General features: G+C 66.2%; 16 protein-coding genes and 2 pseudogenes. 9 read left to right on the top strand and 9 right to left on the bottom strand.

The window, feature by feature from the left end:
- Nucleotides 1-550: 550 nt before the first annotated feature.
- Nucleotides 551-1,546 carry an ISL3 family transposase gene (locus tag ACWHYQ_RS02075; RefSeq protein ID WP_447974105.1) on the top strand — a complete coding sequence of 332 codons (996 nt, stop codon included), beginning with the start codon at nt 551-553 and terminating at the stop codon, nt 1,544-1,546.
- 24 nt (nt 1,547-1,570) lie between these two features.
- Complete coding sequence (locus tag ACWHYQ_RS02070; RefSeq protein ID WP_447974104.1) at nt 1,571-2,944, top strand: IS1380 family transposase; 1,374 nt, start codon at nt 1,571-1,573, stop codon at nt 2,942-2,944.
- A 92-nt stretch (nt 2,945-3,036) separates the two neighbouring features.
- Here ACWHYQ_RS02070 and ACWHYQ_RS02065 read toward each other — a convergent pair.
- The 6 genes and pseudogenes from ACWHYQ_RS02065 to ACWHYQ_RS02040 form a co-directional block, all read right to left on the bottom strand.
- A pseudogene (locus ACWHYQ_RS02065) lies at nt 3,037-3,654 on the bottom strand (DDE-type integrase/transposase/recombinase); the annotation flags it as partial.
- A gap of 168 nt (nt 3,655-3,822) precedes the next feature.
- Complete coding sequence (locus tag ACWHYQ_RS02060) at nt 3,823-4,161, bottom strand: transposase (RefSeq protein WP_447974103.1); 339 nt, start codon at nt 4,159-4,161, stop codon at nt 3,823-3,825.
- 141 nt (nt 4,162-4,302) lie between these two features.
- A complete protein-coding gene (locus tag ACWHYQ_RS02055; RefSeq protein ID WP_447974102.1) occupies nt 4,303-5,553 on the bottom strand; it encodes an IS256 family transposase in 1,251 nt (416 codons plus the stop codon).
- A gap of 927 nt (nt 5,554-6,480) precedes the next feature.
- Nucleotides 6,481-7,089 (bottom strand): RusA family crossover junction endodeoxyribonuclease, encoded by a 609-nt coding sequence (locus ACWHYQ_RS02050; RefSeq protein WP_447974101.1) that lies wholly within the window; start codon nt 7,087-7,089, stop codon nt 6,481-6,483.
- Nucleotides 7,090-7,097: 8 nt separating this feature from the next.
- Nucleotides 7,098-7,538 (bottom strand): division/cell wall cluster transcriptional repressor MraZ, encoded by a 441-nt coding sequence (locus ACWHYQ_RS02045; RefSeq protein ID WP_447974100.1) that lies wholly within the window; start codon nt 7,536-7,538, stop codon nt 7,098-7,100.
- A 15-nt stretch (nt 7,539-7,553) separates the two neighbouring features.
- Nucleotides 7,554-7,727 carry a helix-turn-helix domain-containing protein gene (locus ACWHYQ_RS02040; protein WP_447974099.1) on the bottom strand — a complete coding sequence of 58 codons (174 nt, stop codon included), beginning with the start codon at nt 7,725-7,727 and terminating at the stop codon, nt 7,554-7,556.
- A gap of 193 nt (nt 7,728-7,920) precedes the next feature.
- Between ACWHYQ_RS02040 and ACWHYQ_RS02035 the strand changes: the two genes are divergently transcribed.
- The gene (locus ACWHYQ_RS02035) at nt 7,921-9,351 is read left to right on the top strand and encodes an IS1182 family transposase (RefSeq protein ID WP_447973275.1); all 1,431 of its coding nucleotides are present in this window, start codon (nt 7,921-7,923) and stop codon (nt 9,349-9,351) included.
- Between the two features lie 133 nt (nt 9,352-9,484).
- On the opposite strand, the gene ACWHYQ_RS02030 is transcribed toward ACWHYQ_RS02035, so the two are convergent.
- Both ACWHYQ_RS02030 and ACWHYQ_RS02025 read right to left on the bottom strand, forming a co-directional pair.
- Nucleotides 9,485-9,841: an FmdB family zinc ribbon protein gene (locus tag ACWHYQ_RS02030; RefSeq protein WP_447974098.1), complete on the bottom strand. Its 357-nt coding sequence runs from the start codon at nt 9,839-9,841 to the stop codon at nt 9,485-9,487.
- A 120-nt stretch (nt 9,842-9,961) separates the two neighbouring features.
- Entirely contained in the window at nt 9,962-10,696 is a 735-nt protein-coding gene (locus ACWHYQ_RS02025; protein ID WP_447974097.1) for a phosphoribosyltransferase family protein, read from the bottom strand.
- A gap of 249 nt (nt 10,697-10,945) precedes the next feature.
- On the opposite strand from ACWHYQ_RS02025, the gene ACWHYQ_RS02020 reads away from it, so the two are divergent.
- Nucleotides 10,946-11,632 carry an ABC transporter ATP-binding protein gene (locus ACWHYQ_RS02020; RefSeq protein ID WP_447974096.1) on the top strand — a complete coding sequence of 229 codons (687 nt, stop codon included), beginning with the start codon at nt 10,946-10,948 and terminating at the stop codon, nt 11,630-11,632.
- Nucleotides 11,633-11,646: 14 nt separating this feature from the next.
- Nucleotides 11,647-12,573, top strand: coding sequence for a dihydroorotate oxidase (locus ACWHYQ_RS02015; protein WP_447975507.1), 927 nt, complete (start codon nt 11,647-11,649; stop codon nt 12,571-12,573).
- Nucleotides 12,574-12,579: 6 nt separating this feature from the next.
- On the opposite strand, the gene ACWHYQ_RS02010 is transcribed toward ACWHYQ_RS02015, so the two are convergent.
- Entirely contained in the window at nt 12,580-12,831 is a 252-nt protein-coding gene (locus tag ACWHYQ_RS02010) for a LuxR C-terminal-related transcriptional regulator (protein WP_447974095.1), read from the bottom strand.
- A gap of 145 nt (nt 12,832-12,976) precedes the next feature.
- On the opposite strand from ACWHYQ_RS02010, the gene ACWHYQ_RS02005 reads away from it, so the two are divergent.
- The 4 genes and pseudogenes from ACWHYQ_RS02005 to ACWHYQ_RS01990 all read left to right on the top strand — a co-directional run bounded on the left by ACWHYQ_RS02005 (nt 12,977) and on the right by ACWHYQ_RS01990 (nt 16,520).
- Nucleotides 12,977-15,577, top strand: a complete 2,601-nt coding sequence (locus ACWHYQ_RS02005; RefSeq protein ID WP_447974094.1) for an FtsX-like permease family protein — start codon at nt 12,977-12,979, stop codon at nt 15,575-15,577.
- A 3-nt stretch (nt 15,578-15,580) separates the two neighbouring features.
- Nucleotides 15,581-15,850, top strand: a pseudogene (locus ACWHYQ_RS02000) (site-specific integrase); the annotation flags it as partial.
- A 202-nt stretch (nt 15,851-16,052) separates the two neighbouring features.
- Nucleotides 16,053-16,232, top strand: a complete 180-nt coding sequence (locus tag ACWHYQ_RS01995) for a hypothetical protein (protein WP_447974093.1) — start codon at nt 16,053-16,055, stop codon at nt 16,230-16,232.
- Between the two features lie 3 nt (nt 16,233-16,235).
- The gene (locus ACWHYQ_RS01990; RefSeq protein WP_447974092.1) at nt 16,236-16,520 is read left to right on the top strand and encodes a tyrosine-type recombinase/integrase; all 285 of its coding nucleotides are present in this window, start codon (nt 16,236-16,238) and stop codon (nt 16,518-16,520) included.
- Nucleotides 16,521-16,645: the final 125 nt, after the last annotated feature.

Genomic DNA, 16,645 nt, shown 5'->3' with positions numbered 1-16,645 from the left:
CACTGTTGCCCGTGCGTCGTCACGGCGGCCCGCCTTGGGGCGCATCAGTTCCAGCCGGGATGAGTATATGAGGAGGCGCCGCGGGCAGGTGCGCACCATTCTGACAAGGGGGTATACTGCCCCACTTAACCTTAACCGAAATTAAAATTCGGGTGATTTTACGTATATTGTTGATGAAAAAAGGCCTCCTGTGTGGTACAGAGAGTGTGCACGCCAATGCAACACTCTCAACACAGGGGCTCTTCAGGAAATTGTGTGGGTCACTGATCCCTCTTGCGCTCTGCTTGGACCTTCGAAAGGAGGGTCCGAGCGATGCGTGACGTTGAACGCTCTCAAGCTGTGCTGGGGCTGCAAGCCCCCTGGACCGTGGTCAACGTGGAGCTGGATGTGACGGGGCAGCCGGTGACCGTGACCGTGGAGGCCGGCCCGGGGCCGTATCCCTGTCCTGAGTGCCAGGCGCCGGTCCCAGGCTCTGATCGCAAGCGCCGGCGGTGGCGGCATCTGGAGTCCTTGCCAGTTCACCACATGGATCCAGGCGGACCTGCCCCGCGTGAGCGGTCCGACCCATGGGGTCAAGCAGATCGCGGTGCCCTGGGCCGAGCCGGGGAGCCAATTCACCGCCTGGTTCGAACGCCTGGCCATCGACCTGCTCCGCGAGTGCTCGGTCACAGGTGCGGCCGGGCTGCTGCGCATCACCTGGGATGAGGCCTGGGGGATCAAGGAGCGGGCCGTCGCGCGGGGGCTCAGCCGTCGCACCCGGGACGTCGTCGCGCACCTCGGTGTCGAGGAGAAGGCCATCGCGAAGGGGCATCGCGACCTGACGGTGGTGGCCGATCTGGACCGCAGCCGCGTGCTCGATCTGGCGGAGGACCGGAAGCAAGAGAGCCTCGATGGCTTCTGGGCGACGCTGACGCCCGAGCAGCGCGCGGGGATTGAGGCCATCGCGATGGACAGGTGGGAGCCCTACGTCCAGTCCACCCACGCCCATCTCCCCGAGGCCGAGACGACGAGCGTCTTCGACAAGTTCCATATCGCCAAGCACCTCCATGACGCCGTGGACCGCGTGCGCCGGGTCGAGCATCGGACGCTCAAGCAGGACGGGGATGCGCGCCTGACCGGCACCAAGTACCTCTGGCTCATGCGCCCCAAGGACATGACCGCCGAGCAGCAGGCCACCTTCCGGACGCTGCAGCGCAGTGAGCGGACGGTGGCCCGGGCCTGGACCCTCAAGGAGCGCTTCCGCCCGTTCTGGGACTATGCCTCCCCCGGTGCCGCGCAGAACTTCTTTGCCCGCTGGTTCTGGCGCGCCACGCACAGTCGGCTGCGCCCAATGGCCGCCGTCGCCCACCTGATCCGGCGCCATCTTCCGAATGTGTTGACGTATCTGAGGCATCGGCTCACCAACGCGGGGCTGGAAGCGGTCAATGCCACGATCCAGTGGGTCAAGAAGACCGCCCGCGGCTTCCGCAACGTCGAGCACTTCAAGACCGCGATCTACTTCCATTGTGGAGGATTGGATCTCTATCCAACCCACACGAAAGCCTGAAGAGCCAACACAGGAGGCCTGGGAATGCGCTTGAGAATAGCAAGCTTGCGGCACACTGTCAAAGGGGATCTCCGGATCGAATTTGTCCGCCAGCAGTTGACGTCGTACAGTGGCCTGGAACTGCTGCGCCGGTATTGTGCCCTGCTCGGGCTGCATCGTCGGATCCGCCAGGCGTTCAGCGCCTACGGGGTCCACGGAGATTATGGCTGCGGGCGGCTGGTCCTGTTGGTCATCGCCTTGCTCGTGGTGGGGGCGCGGCGGCTCGAGCATCGGCGGTACGTCGAGCAGGACCCCCTGCTGCGCCGGCTCTGTGGCCTGGCCCGCGTGCCGTCCGATCGCACCGTGGTCAACTGGCTGAAACCATTCACCCACGAGGCGCTTCAAGCTCTGGTCGCGCTGAACAGTGCCCTGCTGTACGAGCAGATTGAGCGCCTGGGGCTGAGTCGCCTGACCCTTGATCTCGATGGCACTGTTGTGCGGACCGGCGGCACGGTGGCGTGGGCCTTCCGGGGCTTCAATCCGCATCATCGCAAGGATGCCAGCTACTACCCGTTGCTGGCGCACGTGGCGCAAACCGGCCAGATCCTGCGCGTGCGGAACCGGCCGGGCAATGGGCATGACAGCCGGGGTGCGGTGAGCTTCCTGCGCGACGTGATCCGCGACCTGCGCGGCCGCTTCGGGCGGGGCCTGCCGCTCGAATTCCGCATGGATGCGGCGTTTTTCCAGCGTGACATCCTGACGCTGCTGGCGCGGGAGGGCTGCGAGTACGCCATCAAAGTGGGGTTCTGGGACTGGGTGGAGCTCAAGCCGCTGGTGGCCGCCCGTTCCCGCTGGGACCGCGTCACCGACGAGGTCAGTTGTTTTGAGACTCGCTTGCCGCTGGTGCCCTGGGGCCTCACGCTGCGGGTCGTCGTCTATCGCAAACACGTCCGCCATCAGACGCGGAAGAACTTCCAGCTCGATCTGTTCTCGCCAGATGATGGGCATTTCGAGTACTCGGCGGTGACGACCAACAAGGCCCTCAGCGCAGCCGCCCTGTGGGACTTCATGGCTGGTCGGGGCGCTCAAGAGAAGACCCTCGCTGAGCTCAAAGGCGAGTTCGCGTTCGATGTCGTGCCGACGCATCACTATGGCGCCAACAGCGCCTGGCAACAGCTCAGTGTGCTCGGCCCTAACCTGCTGCGCGGCTTCCAGCTTCACACGATCGCGACGCCCAAGCCGCGGTCGGCCAAGCGGACCTACGCGTACGTCTTGCAGAGCATGCGCACGCTGCGGTTTCGCCTGATCAATCGTGCGGGCCGACTGACTCGCAGTGACAATCGGAACGTTCTGCGCATCACGGAGAACCCCGCAACCGAAGCCTTGTATACGAAGATTTCCCAGGCCCTGATGGCCTGATTTATTTTCGGATTAGGGCTAAATTTGGACAGGTATGTCTTGTTTTTGACCATCCATTCTGCGTAAAACTCGGCCTGTGCCCGCCTCCCAAAGGCGCTGTGCGGCGCTTCTCGGTTGTAGGGTTCGATCCACGCCGGCAGCTGGTGCCCCACTGCCTCCAACGTTTCCAGGCACGCCTGGTACACGTAGTCTCGCTTGAAGCTTCCGAAGAACGCCTCCACCAGGCCGTTCGACTCCGGGCTCCGTCGAGGTGTATGGCAGGGGATTAGCCCCATCGCCTGCACGAACGGCCGGAACCGATGCGAGGTGTACTCCGGCCCATTGTCGCTGAGGAACTCGATCCCCCGCGCGCGGGCCCCCGCCTCTCCGAATCGCTGGAACACGGCCTCCCGCAACATCTCGGCGAGATCCTCGGCGGTCATGCGCGGGGCGAAGCGCCACGCCAGCACCATCCGGTCCGCGCAGTTGATCATGACGGCCAAGCGCCCCTTCTGGCCATCCCAAGGCCCGAATGCAGGTGATGTCCGAGGCCCACCGCCGATTCGGAGTCGCGACCTGCACCTGCCCCACGTGGCGTCGTCCCAGCCACAGCCCCAGCCGCCTCCATCCCGTTGCGAGCCAGCCCCGTCGGCGCAGTCTGCGCCATACCGTCTTGGGGTTGCACACCAGCCCTTGGCGCTTGAGCAGGGCGTGGGGCCGCCAATACCCATAGGACACCGGGCTCGCCGCTAAGAGTTGGCGGAGCGCCGCCTCCACCTCCGGGCACCGCTCCGGGCGCCTGCGCCAGGGACCTCGCCGCTAATAGAGCCAGCTCCGATGCTTGCCCAGGGCCCGACACGCCAAGGCTAAGGAGCAGCCTGCGGTTCTCGCCAGCCACCCTATGTCCCCTCGGGTAATTTGAGCCCTTTGAGCTCGCAGGCTTTCTTTAACACCTCCACCTCCAAGGCCTTCCGCCCCAGTGCCCGCTCCAGCTCCGCGACCCGCTTCTTTAGCCCCAGCACCTGGCTCTTCGGGACCATCTCGCCGGACTCCTTGAGCCCCTGGTCGAGGCTACGCTTCCAGCGGTACATCTGTGCCGCGTTCACGGCGTATTTCCGACAGAGTTCTTCCAGGGGCACGCCGTTCTTCCACTCCTGCAACACCGTCAGCTTCTGCTCAGCCGTCCACCGACGTCGAGTACCACGACCGTTCTGGACAAGTTTCACTGCCGTTTCCATGATCCCTCCTGACTAATGATGCCTGTCCAAATCTCAAGTGGGGCACCACACAGGCGGCATCGCTGTCACTGGCCGGCACTAGGTCAAGTCCTTTCTTTCCTGTAAAAGTGGTCATGACGCTGATCCCTCCGGCTCTTCTGGTCAGGCCACCTGACTCTGCACCGGATACCGCTCCTGGCGGATGGCGTCCAGCTCGCGCAGGATGCGCGGGGACATCCGCAACCCGCGCCAGCACTGTGATGCGGTGAGCAAGGTGGCGAACACCAGCGTCAAACAGGCCGTCTCGGTCGGAAACCGCGGGATCACCTTCGTGCGGCGCCGCCCTTCCCCGAACGTCCGTTCGAGGAGATTCGTGGTCCGGATGCTCTTGTGATGCTCCTTCGGAAACTTCAGATACACCAGGCCCGCCTCCAGATCCTGTTCCAGACAGGCCATCGCCGCCGGATAGCGGGCGCGCCACCGGGCGATGAGCGCACGGCCCCGCGTCAGCCCGTGCTCATACGTGGCGGCACAGAAGACCTGGCGGATCAGCGGCTTGAGCAGCGCCCGCGCGGCCTGCGGCAGCTTGGCGAGGATGTTCCGCATCTTCTGCCCCTGACCCCGCTGGTGGGACGCCCGGGGGAACACCTCCCGCAGCGCCTTGCGCAGGCCGGGCTGGCCATCCGAGACCACCAGCAACGGCGCCTCCAGGCCGCGCGCGGTCAGGTCGTGCCGGACGCGCAGCCAGGCGTCGGAGGACTCGCGGCTGCCCAGGGCCAGAGACAGCAGGACCTGCTGGCCCGACTCCAGAATCCCGTAGGCGCAGAGCACCCCTTCCTGCTCGTCCGTCCCTTGCCGCACGGCCAGATCGATCGCGTCCAGGACCAGAGAGACGACCTTCAGGGCACTGAGATCCCGGCGCTGCCACGCCTCGAAGTCCGCTTGCACCTGGCGACAGACCTCGCTGACGCCGGTGCGGGAAATCACCCGGTCCCCCACCGTCTCCAGAAACAGGGCTTCGACATCGGCCTGCGAGAGCCCGCGCACCCACATCCGGGTGGCCAGCCGCTCCAGCGCGTTCGAGCGCGTGCCCACGGCCTGCGCCAGGCGGGCGGGAAACGGCTCCTCGGTTCCCCGCACCTGCGGCACCGCCACCGGCAGCAGCCCCAGCGGGGTCTTGAGCCCCTTGGGCTCGTCGCCATTCCGCCAGCCGCGCCGCCGCCGGGCGCCCCGCTGGTCATGGGCGCGGCCCAACCACTCCGTCACTTCTTGCTCGGAGGCCACTGGCCACACGTACCGGGCGCCCAATTTGATGAGTTCATCCAACGGATGCTCCGCGCTCTTGCTGCCTTGCTCCAACACGGTCGTGAGGGCTGGCTTCAGGTGCTCGCTCGGTGGTCCCCGCTTTCGCATGGCGTCAGTCCTCCTTTCAGCTTGGGGCCTCGGCCCCGGGTTGGTAAACGCCGGAGGCATCTTACGCCATTTTTGTTTCTGCTCAACTCACTTTTACAGGAAGTATAGAGCATCACCCGGCACTATTTCGTCGGCAAACGTCTGGCTGGTCGCTCTGTCACGGCGACGATCTTTCCACACCGACGGGCACTGGTCATCAAGCCAATGGCCATGTTCACAAGCACCTGCCTTTTCCCGTTCCGGAGCCAGTGGTCAGTCCCTTGCTTCCTATCCCGCGAGGCCGAATCTGATCGGTCAGTTCTCGATGTGGTGGCGGACATAGCTCATTAACCCTGATCCGAAAATATTTGGCACGCGGAACTGCGTAAGACAGAGCGGGTGGCGTGGCGAGCGGGTCTCCCGTCGCCCGCAGCGGAAGGGGCGAACCGCACAGAGACTCGCGCCGACCCAGTGCACAAAAGAGCGGCTGTGCGCCGATCGTGTAGCGCCCCCCACGGGGGGATGGGTGGAGCGAGGACGACGGGGGTGATCGCCATGACAGGACCCGCTGGAGCTGGTGCAGGCATCAGCGATTATTTTCGGATCAGGGTTAAGAATGGTTTCCGATGTCTTGGCGGTTGTCAACTAGCGAGTGAAAGAACTCATAGACGTCTCGTCGCCAGCGCCCGCCGCAACTTCAGGAAGGGCGCCAGCGCCTCGACGAGTTTGTGGATCATTTGGCAAGGGCGCTTTTCTGGGAAGGTGGAGGCTCGATGGTGGTCATCGATCTTGCTCGCCATTGCGGCACCTCACGTTGCCATAGGGGATTATCACCACGTCTATCGGGCGTATATTGCCGGGTCACTACGGCACGGACCACAGAAACGAGCGCCGCAGAAGAATGGGGTATCTCAGGCCTGACAGGACAGCCTGCTACGGGTGGGCCGATTAGGGGCGCGAGAGAGCTGCCGTCGGGCCGAGCGTGACCTCGATCCGCGGACGGGCGGGGTCGCGATGTTTGTAGAGGTGGATCTCGACGATCCGGTTGTCGTTCAGGCCGAGGGCTTCACAGAGGGCGTCCTGGGCGATCTTGAGGCCGCCGTCCACGTCCCGGCGGAGCGGCGACGCAAAATGGAAGTGGATGGCAAGCGCGAGGTCGGCGTCGCCAAGCCGGCGCAGCAACGTCCGGCGGTGTACAGATCGGGCTAGGGCGGCGAGGACCTCCTGTGCGACGAGCGCCTTGTATGAGCGGCCCTGGGCCGAGAGAACCCGGCGACCGTTCACCGTGGCGTACTGGTGGTTGATGCTGGGCGGCACGGGCAGGGTCAACGCCAGCCGGTCGGTGAAGACTGCGGCCTCGGCCCGGACGGCCAAGACCGCACGCGCGGCCCGCCGGCGGCCGCCTGTGCGATGGAACGGCGGCAGGAGCCAGGAGTGGGCCTTGCCCAGGGGGACGACCGGCGCCGCGGGGAAGGGTGTCGCCGAGGTCCGATAGGAGGTTGAGCGGAGGACGACGGCTTTGAGGCGCGGGGCCGTTGACTGCGCGCGCTTGGCCACGGAGTCGGCTACAGTAGGTTCACAATCTTGCCGAGGTTCTGCTCGAACTGGTCTTCCGTCTTCGCCAAGTACCGCCGCCACTCGGCCGGGTTCCAGATCTCCATGCGCGTGTAGAGTCCGACCAGCACGATCTCCTGGTCGTCGTCCACCGGGATCTGCTTCCGGAGCCGGGTGGGGATCAGGATGCGGCCCGCCTTGTCCACGTCGGAGGTGCCGGCTTCGGCGACGAAGTGGTGCATGAACTGCCGGCTCTGGTCCTCGTCGAGCCTGGCGCGGGTCCGGTCGAGAACCCTCCCCCACTCCTGGACGGAATAGACCCAGAGCGACTGCTCGGGGCCTTTCAGGAAGACGACGCCGTTGCCCTCGGCCTCGATCCGCTCGCGCATCGGCGAGGGCACGATGAACCGGCCCTTCTCATCCAATTTGCACAGATATTCCCCTGCAAACATGGAGGCGCCTCCTGGTTATCGCCGCCGGCGGGCCGCGGCGCTCCGGCGCCGGAGCCACTGCTCTAGGTCCGAGCGCACGAACCGCCATTCCTTCCCGAGCTTGAAGGCGGGCATGCGGCGCTCCTGGATGTACCGGTAGAGCGTACGCGGCGCAATCTTGAGGTACCGGCACGTCTCCGCGGCCGTCATGAGCTCGTCCTTCGAAGATGTGGCGGGCATGAGCCATCACAACGCCGATCTGGCCTGGACCCCGGCTATCACGGGGGATGCTAGAGCGATTCCCTGGAATTGTCAAGCAACTGAGCCTGTTGCACAAACCCCTTGACACCTAGGCAATTCTATGTATACTCTCTTCCCTCGTCATGACCGAAGGGAGGGTGCCATGGGCTATAACTTTCTGCCATGTGATCGTGAGCAACTGTTTCTGATGCCGCCGGCGTTGCAGGATTGGCTGCCGGAGGGCGATCTGGCCTGGTTCATCCTGGATGCGGTGGCCCAGATGGATCTGAGGAAGATCGAGCGGGCGTACCGAGCCGATGGCTGGGGCCAAGCGGCCTACGAGCCGGCCATGATGGTGGCGCTGCTGCTGTATGCCTACTGTCTGGGCGAGCGCTCCAGCCGCCGGATCGAACGGCTGTGCGAGCGGGATGTGGCCTTTCGGGTGCTCGCGGCCAATCAGCGGCCCGATCACACCACGATCGCCCGATTCCGGCAGACCCATGAGGCCGCGTTGGCCGCCCTGTTTACGCAGGTGCTGACGCTGTGTGCGGCGGCGGGGTTGGTGAAGGTCGGGGTGGTGGCCCTGGATGGCACGAAGATCAAGGCCGACGCGGCGCTGGCAGCGAATCGGACCGCCGAGACGATTGCGGCGGAGGTGACGCGGATGCTGACCGAGGCTCAGGCCACCGATGCCGCCGAGGATCGGCTGTACGGACCGGAGCAGCGGGGCGACGAACTGCCGGAGGCGTTGCGGGATCGGCGGAGCCGACTGGCCCGGTTGCAGGCGTGCCAGGCACGGTTGACGCAAGCGGCGGCCGAGGCGACCGCCCAGCAGCAGGCCAAGCTTGAGGCCCGCCAGGCCGAGGAAGCCGCCACCGGGCAGAAGAAGCGGGGCCGCAAGCCGAAGGCGGCCGAAGCGGCAGCGGATGCCACGGCCAAGGCGAACGTGACGGACCCAGAGAGCCGCATCATGAAGACACCGGCCGGGTACGTGCAAGGCTACAATGCCCAAGCGGTCGTGACGGAGGCCCAGATCATCGTCGCGGCCGCCGTCACGCAGGAGGCGAACGATATCCGCCAACTGCATCCGATGCTGACCGAGGCGCAGGAAAATCTGCAGGCCATCGAGCACCCGCAGCCCCTCGGGACCGCCCTGGCGGATGCCGGCTATTGCAGCGAGGCCAACCTGACGGAGGCCGATCCCGCCGGACCTGAGTTGCTGATCGCGCCGAACCAAGATTGGAAACAGCGCCAGGCGCTGCGGGAGCAGCCACCGCCACGCGGCCGCTGTCCGAAGGGGCTGACAGCCCGCGACCGCATGGAGCGCACACTGCTGACGAAGCGCGGACGCCGTCTGTACACGAAGCGCGGCCAGACGGTGGAGCCGGTATTCGGCCAGATCAAGAGCACCCGTGGCTGTGATCGCTTCATGCGCCGGGGCCGCCAAGCCTGTGACGGCGAATGGAAACTGCTCTGCGCGACGCATAATTTGTTGAAGCTCTGGCGGAGCGGGAAGGCGGCCTGGACCGGTCGGCGCAGAGGCAGCGAGCCGCGACGGCTTGGCCGGGGAAGTGGAAAGAAGACGAGGGGATGACCCTTTCGACGGCCACGCTCCCTCGCGGGCTCGGCAGCGAGTGGCCCAGATGGGAGCACAATACAATTTCTGGTGACCAAAGGGTTCAATCATGGGTTTGAGCAACAGGCTCAACTGTACCTGCCAATGCAGGTCAATCTACGTCAATGGGGTCCGATTCCGCCGACTCGCCGGTCTCTTCCTCAAGGGCAGCGTCCAGCTCGTCCTCGAAATCCTCCCCAAGGTCGTCGCCCAGTTCCTTCCCCATCTTTTTCATGAATCGGGCCATGCTCTTCGGATCGTTCTCGTCCAGGTCGCCGTAAGAGCCAGGATCGGCCAGCGTCTCCAGCCGCGCTTCTTCGGACTTCGGCGCCGCAAAGCGGGAAAGGAGCCGTTCGAGGTTCGGGCTCTGGCAGTGCTTGCAGGACGGTGTGCCTGGGTTGCTGAGGCTGAGGATGAGCAACGCGCTGCGTTTCCCGCAGTCACGACATCGGTATTCGTAGATCGGCATTGTTGCACTCCATGAGTCTGGCCTTCAGCTTTCAGCTCTCAGCAGTCGGCCCCGGAGTCAGAACTACGAGCCCTGAGAAACCGGAAGCTGGAGGCTGATGACTGACCGCTGATGGCTTGTTCAAAGCGTGCGCGCGAGCGTGACGACGAACACGTCGCCCGCTCCCGCCTTCCGCAGAGCCTTGGCGCACTCGTTCACCGTCGTCCCGGTTGTCATGACGTCGTCGACCAGGAGGACCCGTTTGCCCGCCAGCTCCTCCGGCTGCTGCACAGCGAAGGCGCGCCGGAGGTTCTTCCGGCGGGCCGACCGGCTTAGCTCCGTCTGCGGCGGCGTCTCGCGGAGGCGGATCAGGTTCCGGTACGAGAGCGGGAGCCCCAGGCGCCGGTTGAGTCGGTCGGCCAGCAGCAGCGACTGGTTGAACTCCCGCTCCCTGAGCCGCGCCGCATGCAGCGGGACGGGGACGATGACGTCCAGGTCCAGCGGCGGGACGAAGGCCGCACGCATCAGATCGCCTAGCGCGTCCGCCAGCGCCACCTTGCGGTGATACTTGAGCAGGTGAAGAGCTTCCCGCAAGGGCGGTGCGTAGGCGTAGAGGGACTGTGCCTGCGTGAACGCCGGCCGGCTCGTCCGACAGGGTCCGCACAGATGGGCGGGGCTGTAGGTCAGGGCAACCGGCGAGGGGAACGGGCGGCCGCAGCGAGGACAGCCCGGGCCACGGAGCGGCTCGACGCCCGACCAGCAAGGCTGGCAAAAGAACGGCGTCGGTGCATCGGACAGGATCGTCCCGCAGCCGACGCACTCGACTGGGAGGACCACATCCAGCGCTCGCCGGACCAGTGTCGCCAGGAGCCCCATGCCCGCCCTCCAGTCGCCCCCGCACAGCGACTACGCGCACGCGTCGGCCAAGGCGCGCTTCCCTCGTCCAGCCCTTGTAAGAAATCGAACTGCTGCTGTCAAGGGTAAGCTGGGATAGCCCGCCGCGCCACCTGTTCGGTGCGCCGCCCCTGATGGGACGACGCACTGGCCCGTCCTTGTGGCGCCTCCTCGCTTGTGGTATAGGGGAGGCGCGGCCGGCTGGGCGACTTACGGGGAGGCGGACGGAGTGTGGTCAGATTGGTGCATGTCTCCAAGGAATATGTGCGGGGGGCGGCGCGGGTGGCGGCCCTCCGGGACATCAGCCTGGAGATTCCTCAGGGGCGGTTTTGCGCGCTCATGGGGCCCAGCGGGTGCGGGAAGAGCACCCTGCTCAATCTGGTGGCCGGGCTCGACCTGCCGACCACAGGCACCATTTACCTCGATGGCCGCTCGACCGGGGACTTCACCGATGCGGACTGGACGCGTGCACGCAGGGAGCTGATCGGAATGGTGTTCCAGGCCTTTCACCTCGTCCCGGGCCTGACCGCGGCCGAAAATGTAGCACTGCCGCTGCTGCTCAAGGGGGAGATGGGACGGGCCGTCCGCGACCGGGTCGCCGCGTGCCTGGAGACGGTTGGCATGCGTCACCGGGAGCGACACCGACCCAGCGAGCTGTCGGGCGGCGAGCAGCAGCGGGTGGCGATCGCGCGGGCGCTGGCGCATAACCCGCGGCTCATCCTGGCCGATGAGCCGACCGGGAATTTGGACAGCAAGACCGGCGAGGAAATCGTCGCGTTGCTGCGGTCCCTGCCCGAGCGCACCGGACAGACGATCTTGCTCGCCACCCACAGCCCGGCTGCTGCGCAGGCGGCCGATCACCTCATCCGCATCCGGGACGGCCAGCTCGATCGTGAACTGGGGGAGCCTCGCCCGTGACAACCCGTCCCCGGATTGACCTCTCAACCACGATCGCCGGGGTCCGGTTTCCGAGCTGTTTCATGAACGCCGCCGGCGCCCTTTGCGTGACACGCGAGGAGCTGGAGGCGCTGGGCCGGTCCCGCTCGGGCGCCATCGTGACCAAGTCCATGACGGTGGAGCCCCGGAGTGGCAACCCCGAACCGCGCTATTTCGGGTTCGACCTGGGCTCCATCAACTCGATGGGATTGCCGAACCTCGGCTATCGGGCCTACGCCCGGCTCATTCCGGAGCTGCGCACGTTCGGCAAACCGGTCATCGCGAGTGTCGCCGGCTTCTGCGAGGACGATTTCGTTCTGATCGCCGAAACGATCAACGAGAGCCGGCCGGACCTGGTCGAGGTGAACCTCTCCTGCCCGAACATCCCCGGCAAGCCCCAGATCGGCTACGACGCGGAGGCGTCGGAGCGGCTGCTCCAACGGGTGCGGAAGGTCCTCACCGTTCCGATGGGCGTCAAGCTACCGCCCTACTTTGACCCGGCGCACCAGGACGTCATGGCCGGGGTGGTGGAGCGGTCCGGCGCAGACTTCCTCTCGCTCATCAATTCCGTTGGGAACGGCCTGGTCGTGGACCCGGAGCGCGAATGCGTCGTGATCAAGCCAAAGGGCGGGTTGGGGGGCCTCGGCGGGCCACTCATTAAACCGGTGGCCTTGGCGAATGTCCGGGCGTTCTGGAAACGGTTTCAAGGAAGGCTGCCTATCATCGGGACGGGCGGGGTGGGCAGCGGGCGGGACGCGTTCGAGCACCTGCTCTGCGGCGCCTCCGCGGTGCAGGTGGGCACGGCGCTCGTCGAGCAGGGGCTGGGCCTGTTCGAGCGGCTGGAGAACGAGCTGGCCGCCCTCCTGGACAAAAAGGGCTATCCTTCCGTCGCGGCTTGCCGGGGCCGGCTGAAGGAGCTCTAATCCGGGCTAGCGGGTCGCGAAGTTCCTCGGCAGGAGACGCAACTGGAGAGCCTGGCGCAGGAGCTGCGCCACATTGCGTACCCTGAGCCGCCGCATGAGATTGAACCGGTGCACCTCGACCGTCCGCACGCTGATGTCCAGATGGTCGGCGATTTCCCGGTTCGTCAGCCCCTGGGCCACGAGGCGCAGAATTTCCTTCTGGCGCGGCGTCAGGGCGCGGGTCGCGTTGGACCGCACTGCCGGACGAGCCTTGCGCATTTTCTTCCTTGCTGATTGCCTAGGCACTGGTACTCCCCCAGCTTCTGGATGCACTGTTATGGTTTAATCTAACAGAATCCTTCGTGCCTGTAAATACCAAATTCGTGGTTTTCACTACGAATAATTTAACTCGACCGGGAAGCCCATGATCGGGGCCTTGAGCATTCTGAGCTACCGCCACATTTTGGAGCGGCCCGTCCGCACCGGCCTGACGGTGCTGGGCATCGCTCTGGGCGTCTCGGTCTCCGTGGCCATCCGGACCGCGAATGTGGAGGTCCTGCGGGCGTTCGAGGACAGTGTCCTGGCCATAGCCGGCCGGGCGACCCTCCAGGTCTCCGCGGGGGACCTGGGGCTGGACGAACTGGTCATCGCGGACTTGCTCAAGCACCCAGCGGTCCTCTCCGCCACTCCGGTCCTCCAGCAGGGAACGACTGTCGCGTCGGGGCCACACGCGGGCCAACCTCTCCTGGTGGTGGGTCTCGATCTGCTGGAAGTGCGGGACCTCAAGGGGGTGCGGATCCAAGACCCGCAGGGGGCGGAGCCCGAGTTCGAACTGCTGCTCGAACCCGATACGGTGTTCGTGGGCCGGCGGCTGGCCGAGGACTGGGGGCTCTCCGTCGGGGACGAGCTGGCGGTGCTGGCCGGACCCTCCGCGCACCGCTTGGTGGTTCGCGGGATCGTCGAGCCCGAGGCCGCCGGGCCTTCGGCCTGGGGCAGCCTGGCGGTCATGGACATCGCCGCGGCACAGGCGCAGTTCGGCCTGTTTGGCCGGCTAGACCGGGTGGACCTCGTGACGGAGCCCGGCCGATCGGTCGCCGAGGTGGCCCGCGAACTGCAGGCGGCGTTGCCCCCGCCGTTAGTGGTCCGCCGGCCGGCCGAGCGCAACGAGCAGGTCGAGCGGATGCTCCGGGCCTTCCAGCTCAACCTGGTCACGTTGAGCGCGGTCGCGTTGCTGGTGGGGGTGTTGCTCGTCTACAACACGGTTGCCTTCGCCGTGGTGCAGCGCCGGACCGAGATCGGGATCCTGCGCGCCCTGGGGATGCCTCGCGGAGCCGTGACCGCGCTGTTCCTGACGGAAGCCGCGTGGATGGGGGCGATCGGCGGGCTGGCGGGCACGGCGCTCGGCGTGGTTCTGGCCCGGGGCCTCGTCGTGCTGGTGAGCCGGACCGTCTCGGAGCTCTACGTATCGGTGACGGTGGGGACCGGCGGGCTAGCCGAGCTGCCATCGGGCCTGCTCGGCGAGGGCGTCGCGATGGGCGTGCTCGTATCCATGCTGGGGGCGATGAGCCCGAGCCTGGAAGCCAGCCGGACCCTTCCGGCGCGTGCACTGGCTCCGGGGGAATACGAAGCGGTACAGGGGCGGCGGGGCTCGGCGCTGGCCTGGACCGGCGGCGCGGGGCTCGTCGCGGCGGGGCTGCTCGCCTTGCCCGGCCCCGTCCACGGGCTCCCGCTCTTCGGCTACGCCGCGACGTTCTGCCTGCTGGTTAGTCTCTCGCTGCTCGCGCCTGCGTTGGTGCGGGGCTGGGGGACTCTGCTTCGCCTGGATCGTGGGCCGTTCCGCCAGCGCGGGGACGGGAACATGCTCGGGCTCATTGCCGCTGACCAGGTCGCCCGCGCGCCGGGCCGGAACGCCGTGACGATCTCGGCCCTCATGGTCGGCGTTGCGATCATGGTCGGTGTGGGCATCATGATCCAGAGCTTCCGTCACACGGTCAAGGAATGGATCAACCAGACGATCCTTGCGGACCTGATCGTCGCCGCGCCCTCTTGGCTGCAGGGGGAGGAATCGGGCATGCTCGCCAAACGCCTTCCTCTGGAATGGCGGGAGGTCGTGGCCGCCGTGCCCGGCGTGGCGGCCGTGGATGCCTACCGGCAGCTCTCGATCGAGCTAGCCGGCCGGCCGGCCTCGCTGGTCGCCCGCGATCTCCGGCTCCATGCGGAGCGCAGCCGCTACCTCTTCGTCTCGGGGGAGTCGCGGGCCCTGCTTCGCCGCACGGTCGAGGAACGGGGCGTGATCGTCTCCGAGGTCCTGGCCGACGCGCTCGGCACCGCGCCCGGGGAGACGCTAGCCCTCATGACCCCTTCTGGCGAGCGCCGGTTTCCGGTCGTCGGCGTCTTCTATGACTACGCTACCGACGGCGGCAAGGTCGTGATGGATCGGAGCCTCTATCGGGAGTACTGGCAAGACGAGACGGCGACGGTCCTGGCCGTGTACCTCGATCCGGAGGCTGATCCGGCAGCGGTCCGGCGGGACGTCGAAACGCGGGTCGGCCGGCAGGGGCACTTGGTCGTCATTGGCAACGCCGACCTGAAGCGGGAGATCCTCGCGATCTTCGATCGGACCTTCACCGTCACCTACGCCCTGGAGGTCATTGCGGTGGCGATCGCGCTGCTCGGGATCGTCAACACGCTGCTGACCTCCGTGCTCGAGCGGCGACGCGAGCTGGCGACGCTGCGGGCGGTGGGGGCCAGCCAGGTGCAGCTCCGCCGGCTTATCCTGTGGGAAGCCTGCTATCTGGGCTTATTGGGCGCGCTGCTGGGCATCGTCGGGGGACTGGCGCTGTCCGTGCTGCTGATCAAGGTGATCAACAAGCAGTCGTTCGGTTGGACGATCCAGTTCCTGCTGCCCCCGGGGTTGCTGCTCGAGGCTGTTGCGCTGGCGCTGGTCGCGGCGCTGGTTGCCGGCTACGTCCCGGCGCGGTGGGCCGCACGACAGCCGGTCGTGGACGGGTTGAGGTATGAATAGGGCCTGCGGAACTCGCCTCTCAGTCATTGGCTGGCTCTCTTTGTCGGCGAGCCGCTTGCGCGACGCCTTGCGCTCTCGACATCCAGCCGTCGGACCGAGCACGCCTACGGCCATTGGGCTAGGCGGTTCTCCCGTCATCGTGCACGTCCTCCAGGGGAGGTGGCTGAAGCGGACTGCAACGGCTTCCTCAGCCACCTCGCCCGGAAGGAACGGGTGAGTGCCTCCTCGCAAACGCAGGCACTGAGTGCGATCCTGTTCCTCTCCCGGCACGTGCTCGGCCGGGGGATTGGACCCCTCGAAGGCTTAATCCGTGCTCGCAAGCCCCGTCGGCTTCCGGTGGTGATGTCCAGAGAGGAGGTTTGGGCCGTGATCGGCGAGTTGCAGGGCGAGTATCGGCTTATGGCGGGCCTGATGGACGGCGCAGGCCTTCGCCTCATGGAGTGCTTGCGCCTACGCAGTCAGGAAGTGGACTTCGATGCCAACCAGATCACGGTGCGCGCTGCTGCCCCAGGTCGTCAAAGGGCCGCTGCAGGCGCATCTGAAACGGGTCCGGGCCATGCACGAGCGCGACCTGCAGGAAGGATGGGGCCGCGCGTCCCTGCCGGAGACCCTGGCCCGCAAGGACCCAAGCGCCGCGGCCGACTGGCGCTGGTAATACGTGTTCCCCGCCGCACACCGGTGGGTGAATCACCAGACCGGCGAACAGGGACGCCATCACATCCATGAGTCCGCCGTCCAGCGTGCTGGCAAGGACGCCGTCCGCAAGGCGGGGATCGCCACGCACGCCACCTGCCACACGTTCCGCCACTTATTTGCCACACACGTGCTTGAGGACGGCTATGACATTCGAACCATCTCGGCCAGAACTGACCAGGGGTCTTATGCGGAACCCGATAAGATTCCCACGGATAAGGCTCCGCCGAGGAAAAGCCATATCTCATAGGCTAGTTTGCGCAGCTCTATTGCGGGGAACCCGACGGGGGCTTATACTGCCGTCGGACCCATCCGGGGTCTTATACAGAACCACATAATCTATAGTTAGGCCGCAGTTCACGGTGCCACCGAAGA

This window comes from Nitrospira sp. Kam-Ns4a, from assembly GCF_965152595.1.
The sequence above is the reverse complement of the archived record's forward strand: the minus strand, read 5'-3'. Positions and strand labels throughout refer to the sequence as shown.

Coding starts and splice junctions, on each gene's coding strand:
- ACWHYQ_RS02070 (WP_447974104.1), top strand. CDS start 1,571: ATGCGCTTGAGAATAGCAAGCTTGCGGCACACTGTCAAAGGGGATCTC.
- ACWHYQ_RS02060 (WP_447974103.1), bottom strand. CDS start 4,161: ATGGAAACGGCAGTGAAACTTGTCCAGAACGGTCGTGGTACTCGACGT.
- ACWHYQ_RS02055 (WP_447974102.1), bottom strand. CDS start 5,553: ATGCGAAAGCGGGGACCACCGAGCGAGCACCTGAAGCCAGCCCTCACG.
- ACWHYQ_RS02045 (WP_447974100.1), bottom strand. CDS start 7,538: ATGTTTGCAGGGGAATATCTGTGCAAATTGGATGAGAAGGGCCGGTTC.
- ACWHYQ_RS02040 (WP_447974099.1), bottom strand. CDS start 7,727: ATGACGGCCGCGGAGACGTGCCGGTACCTCAAGATTGCGCCGCGTACG.
- ACWHYQ_RS02035 (WP_447973275.1), top strand. CDS start 7,921: ATGGGCTATAACTTTCTGCCATGTGATCGTGAGCAACTGTTTCTGATG.
- ACWHYQ_RS02030 (WP_447974098.1), bottom strand. CDS start 9,841: ATGCCGATCTACGAATACCGATGTCGTGACTGCGGGAAACGCAGCGCG.
- ACWHYQ_RS02025 (WP_447974097.1), bottom strand. CDS start 10,696: ATGGGGCTCCTGGCGACACTGGTCCGGCGAGCGCTGGATGTGGTCCTC.
- ACWHYQ_RS02010 (WP_447974095.1), bottom strand. CDS start 12,831: ATGCGCAAGGCTCGTCCGGCAGTGCGGTCCAACGCGACCCGCGCCCTG.
- ACWHYQ_RS02005 (WP_447974094.1), top strand. CDS start 12,977: ATGATCGGGGCCTTGAGCATTCTGAGCTACCGCCACATTTTGGAGCGG.
- ACWHYQ_RS01995 (WP_447974093.1), top strand. CDS start 16,053: ATGCCAACCAGATCACGGTGCGCGCTGCTGCCCCAGGTCGTCAAAGGG.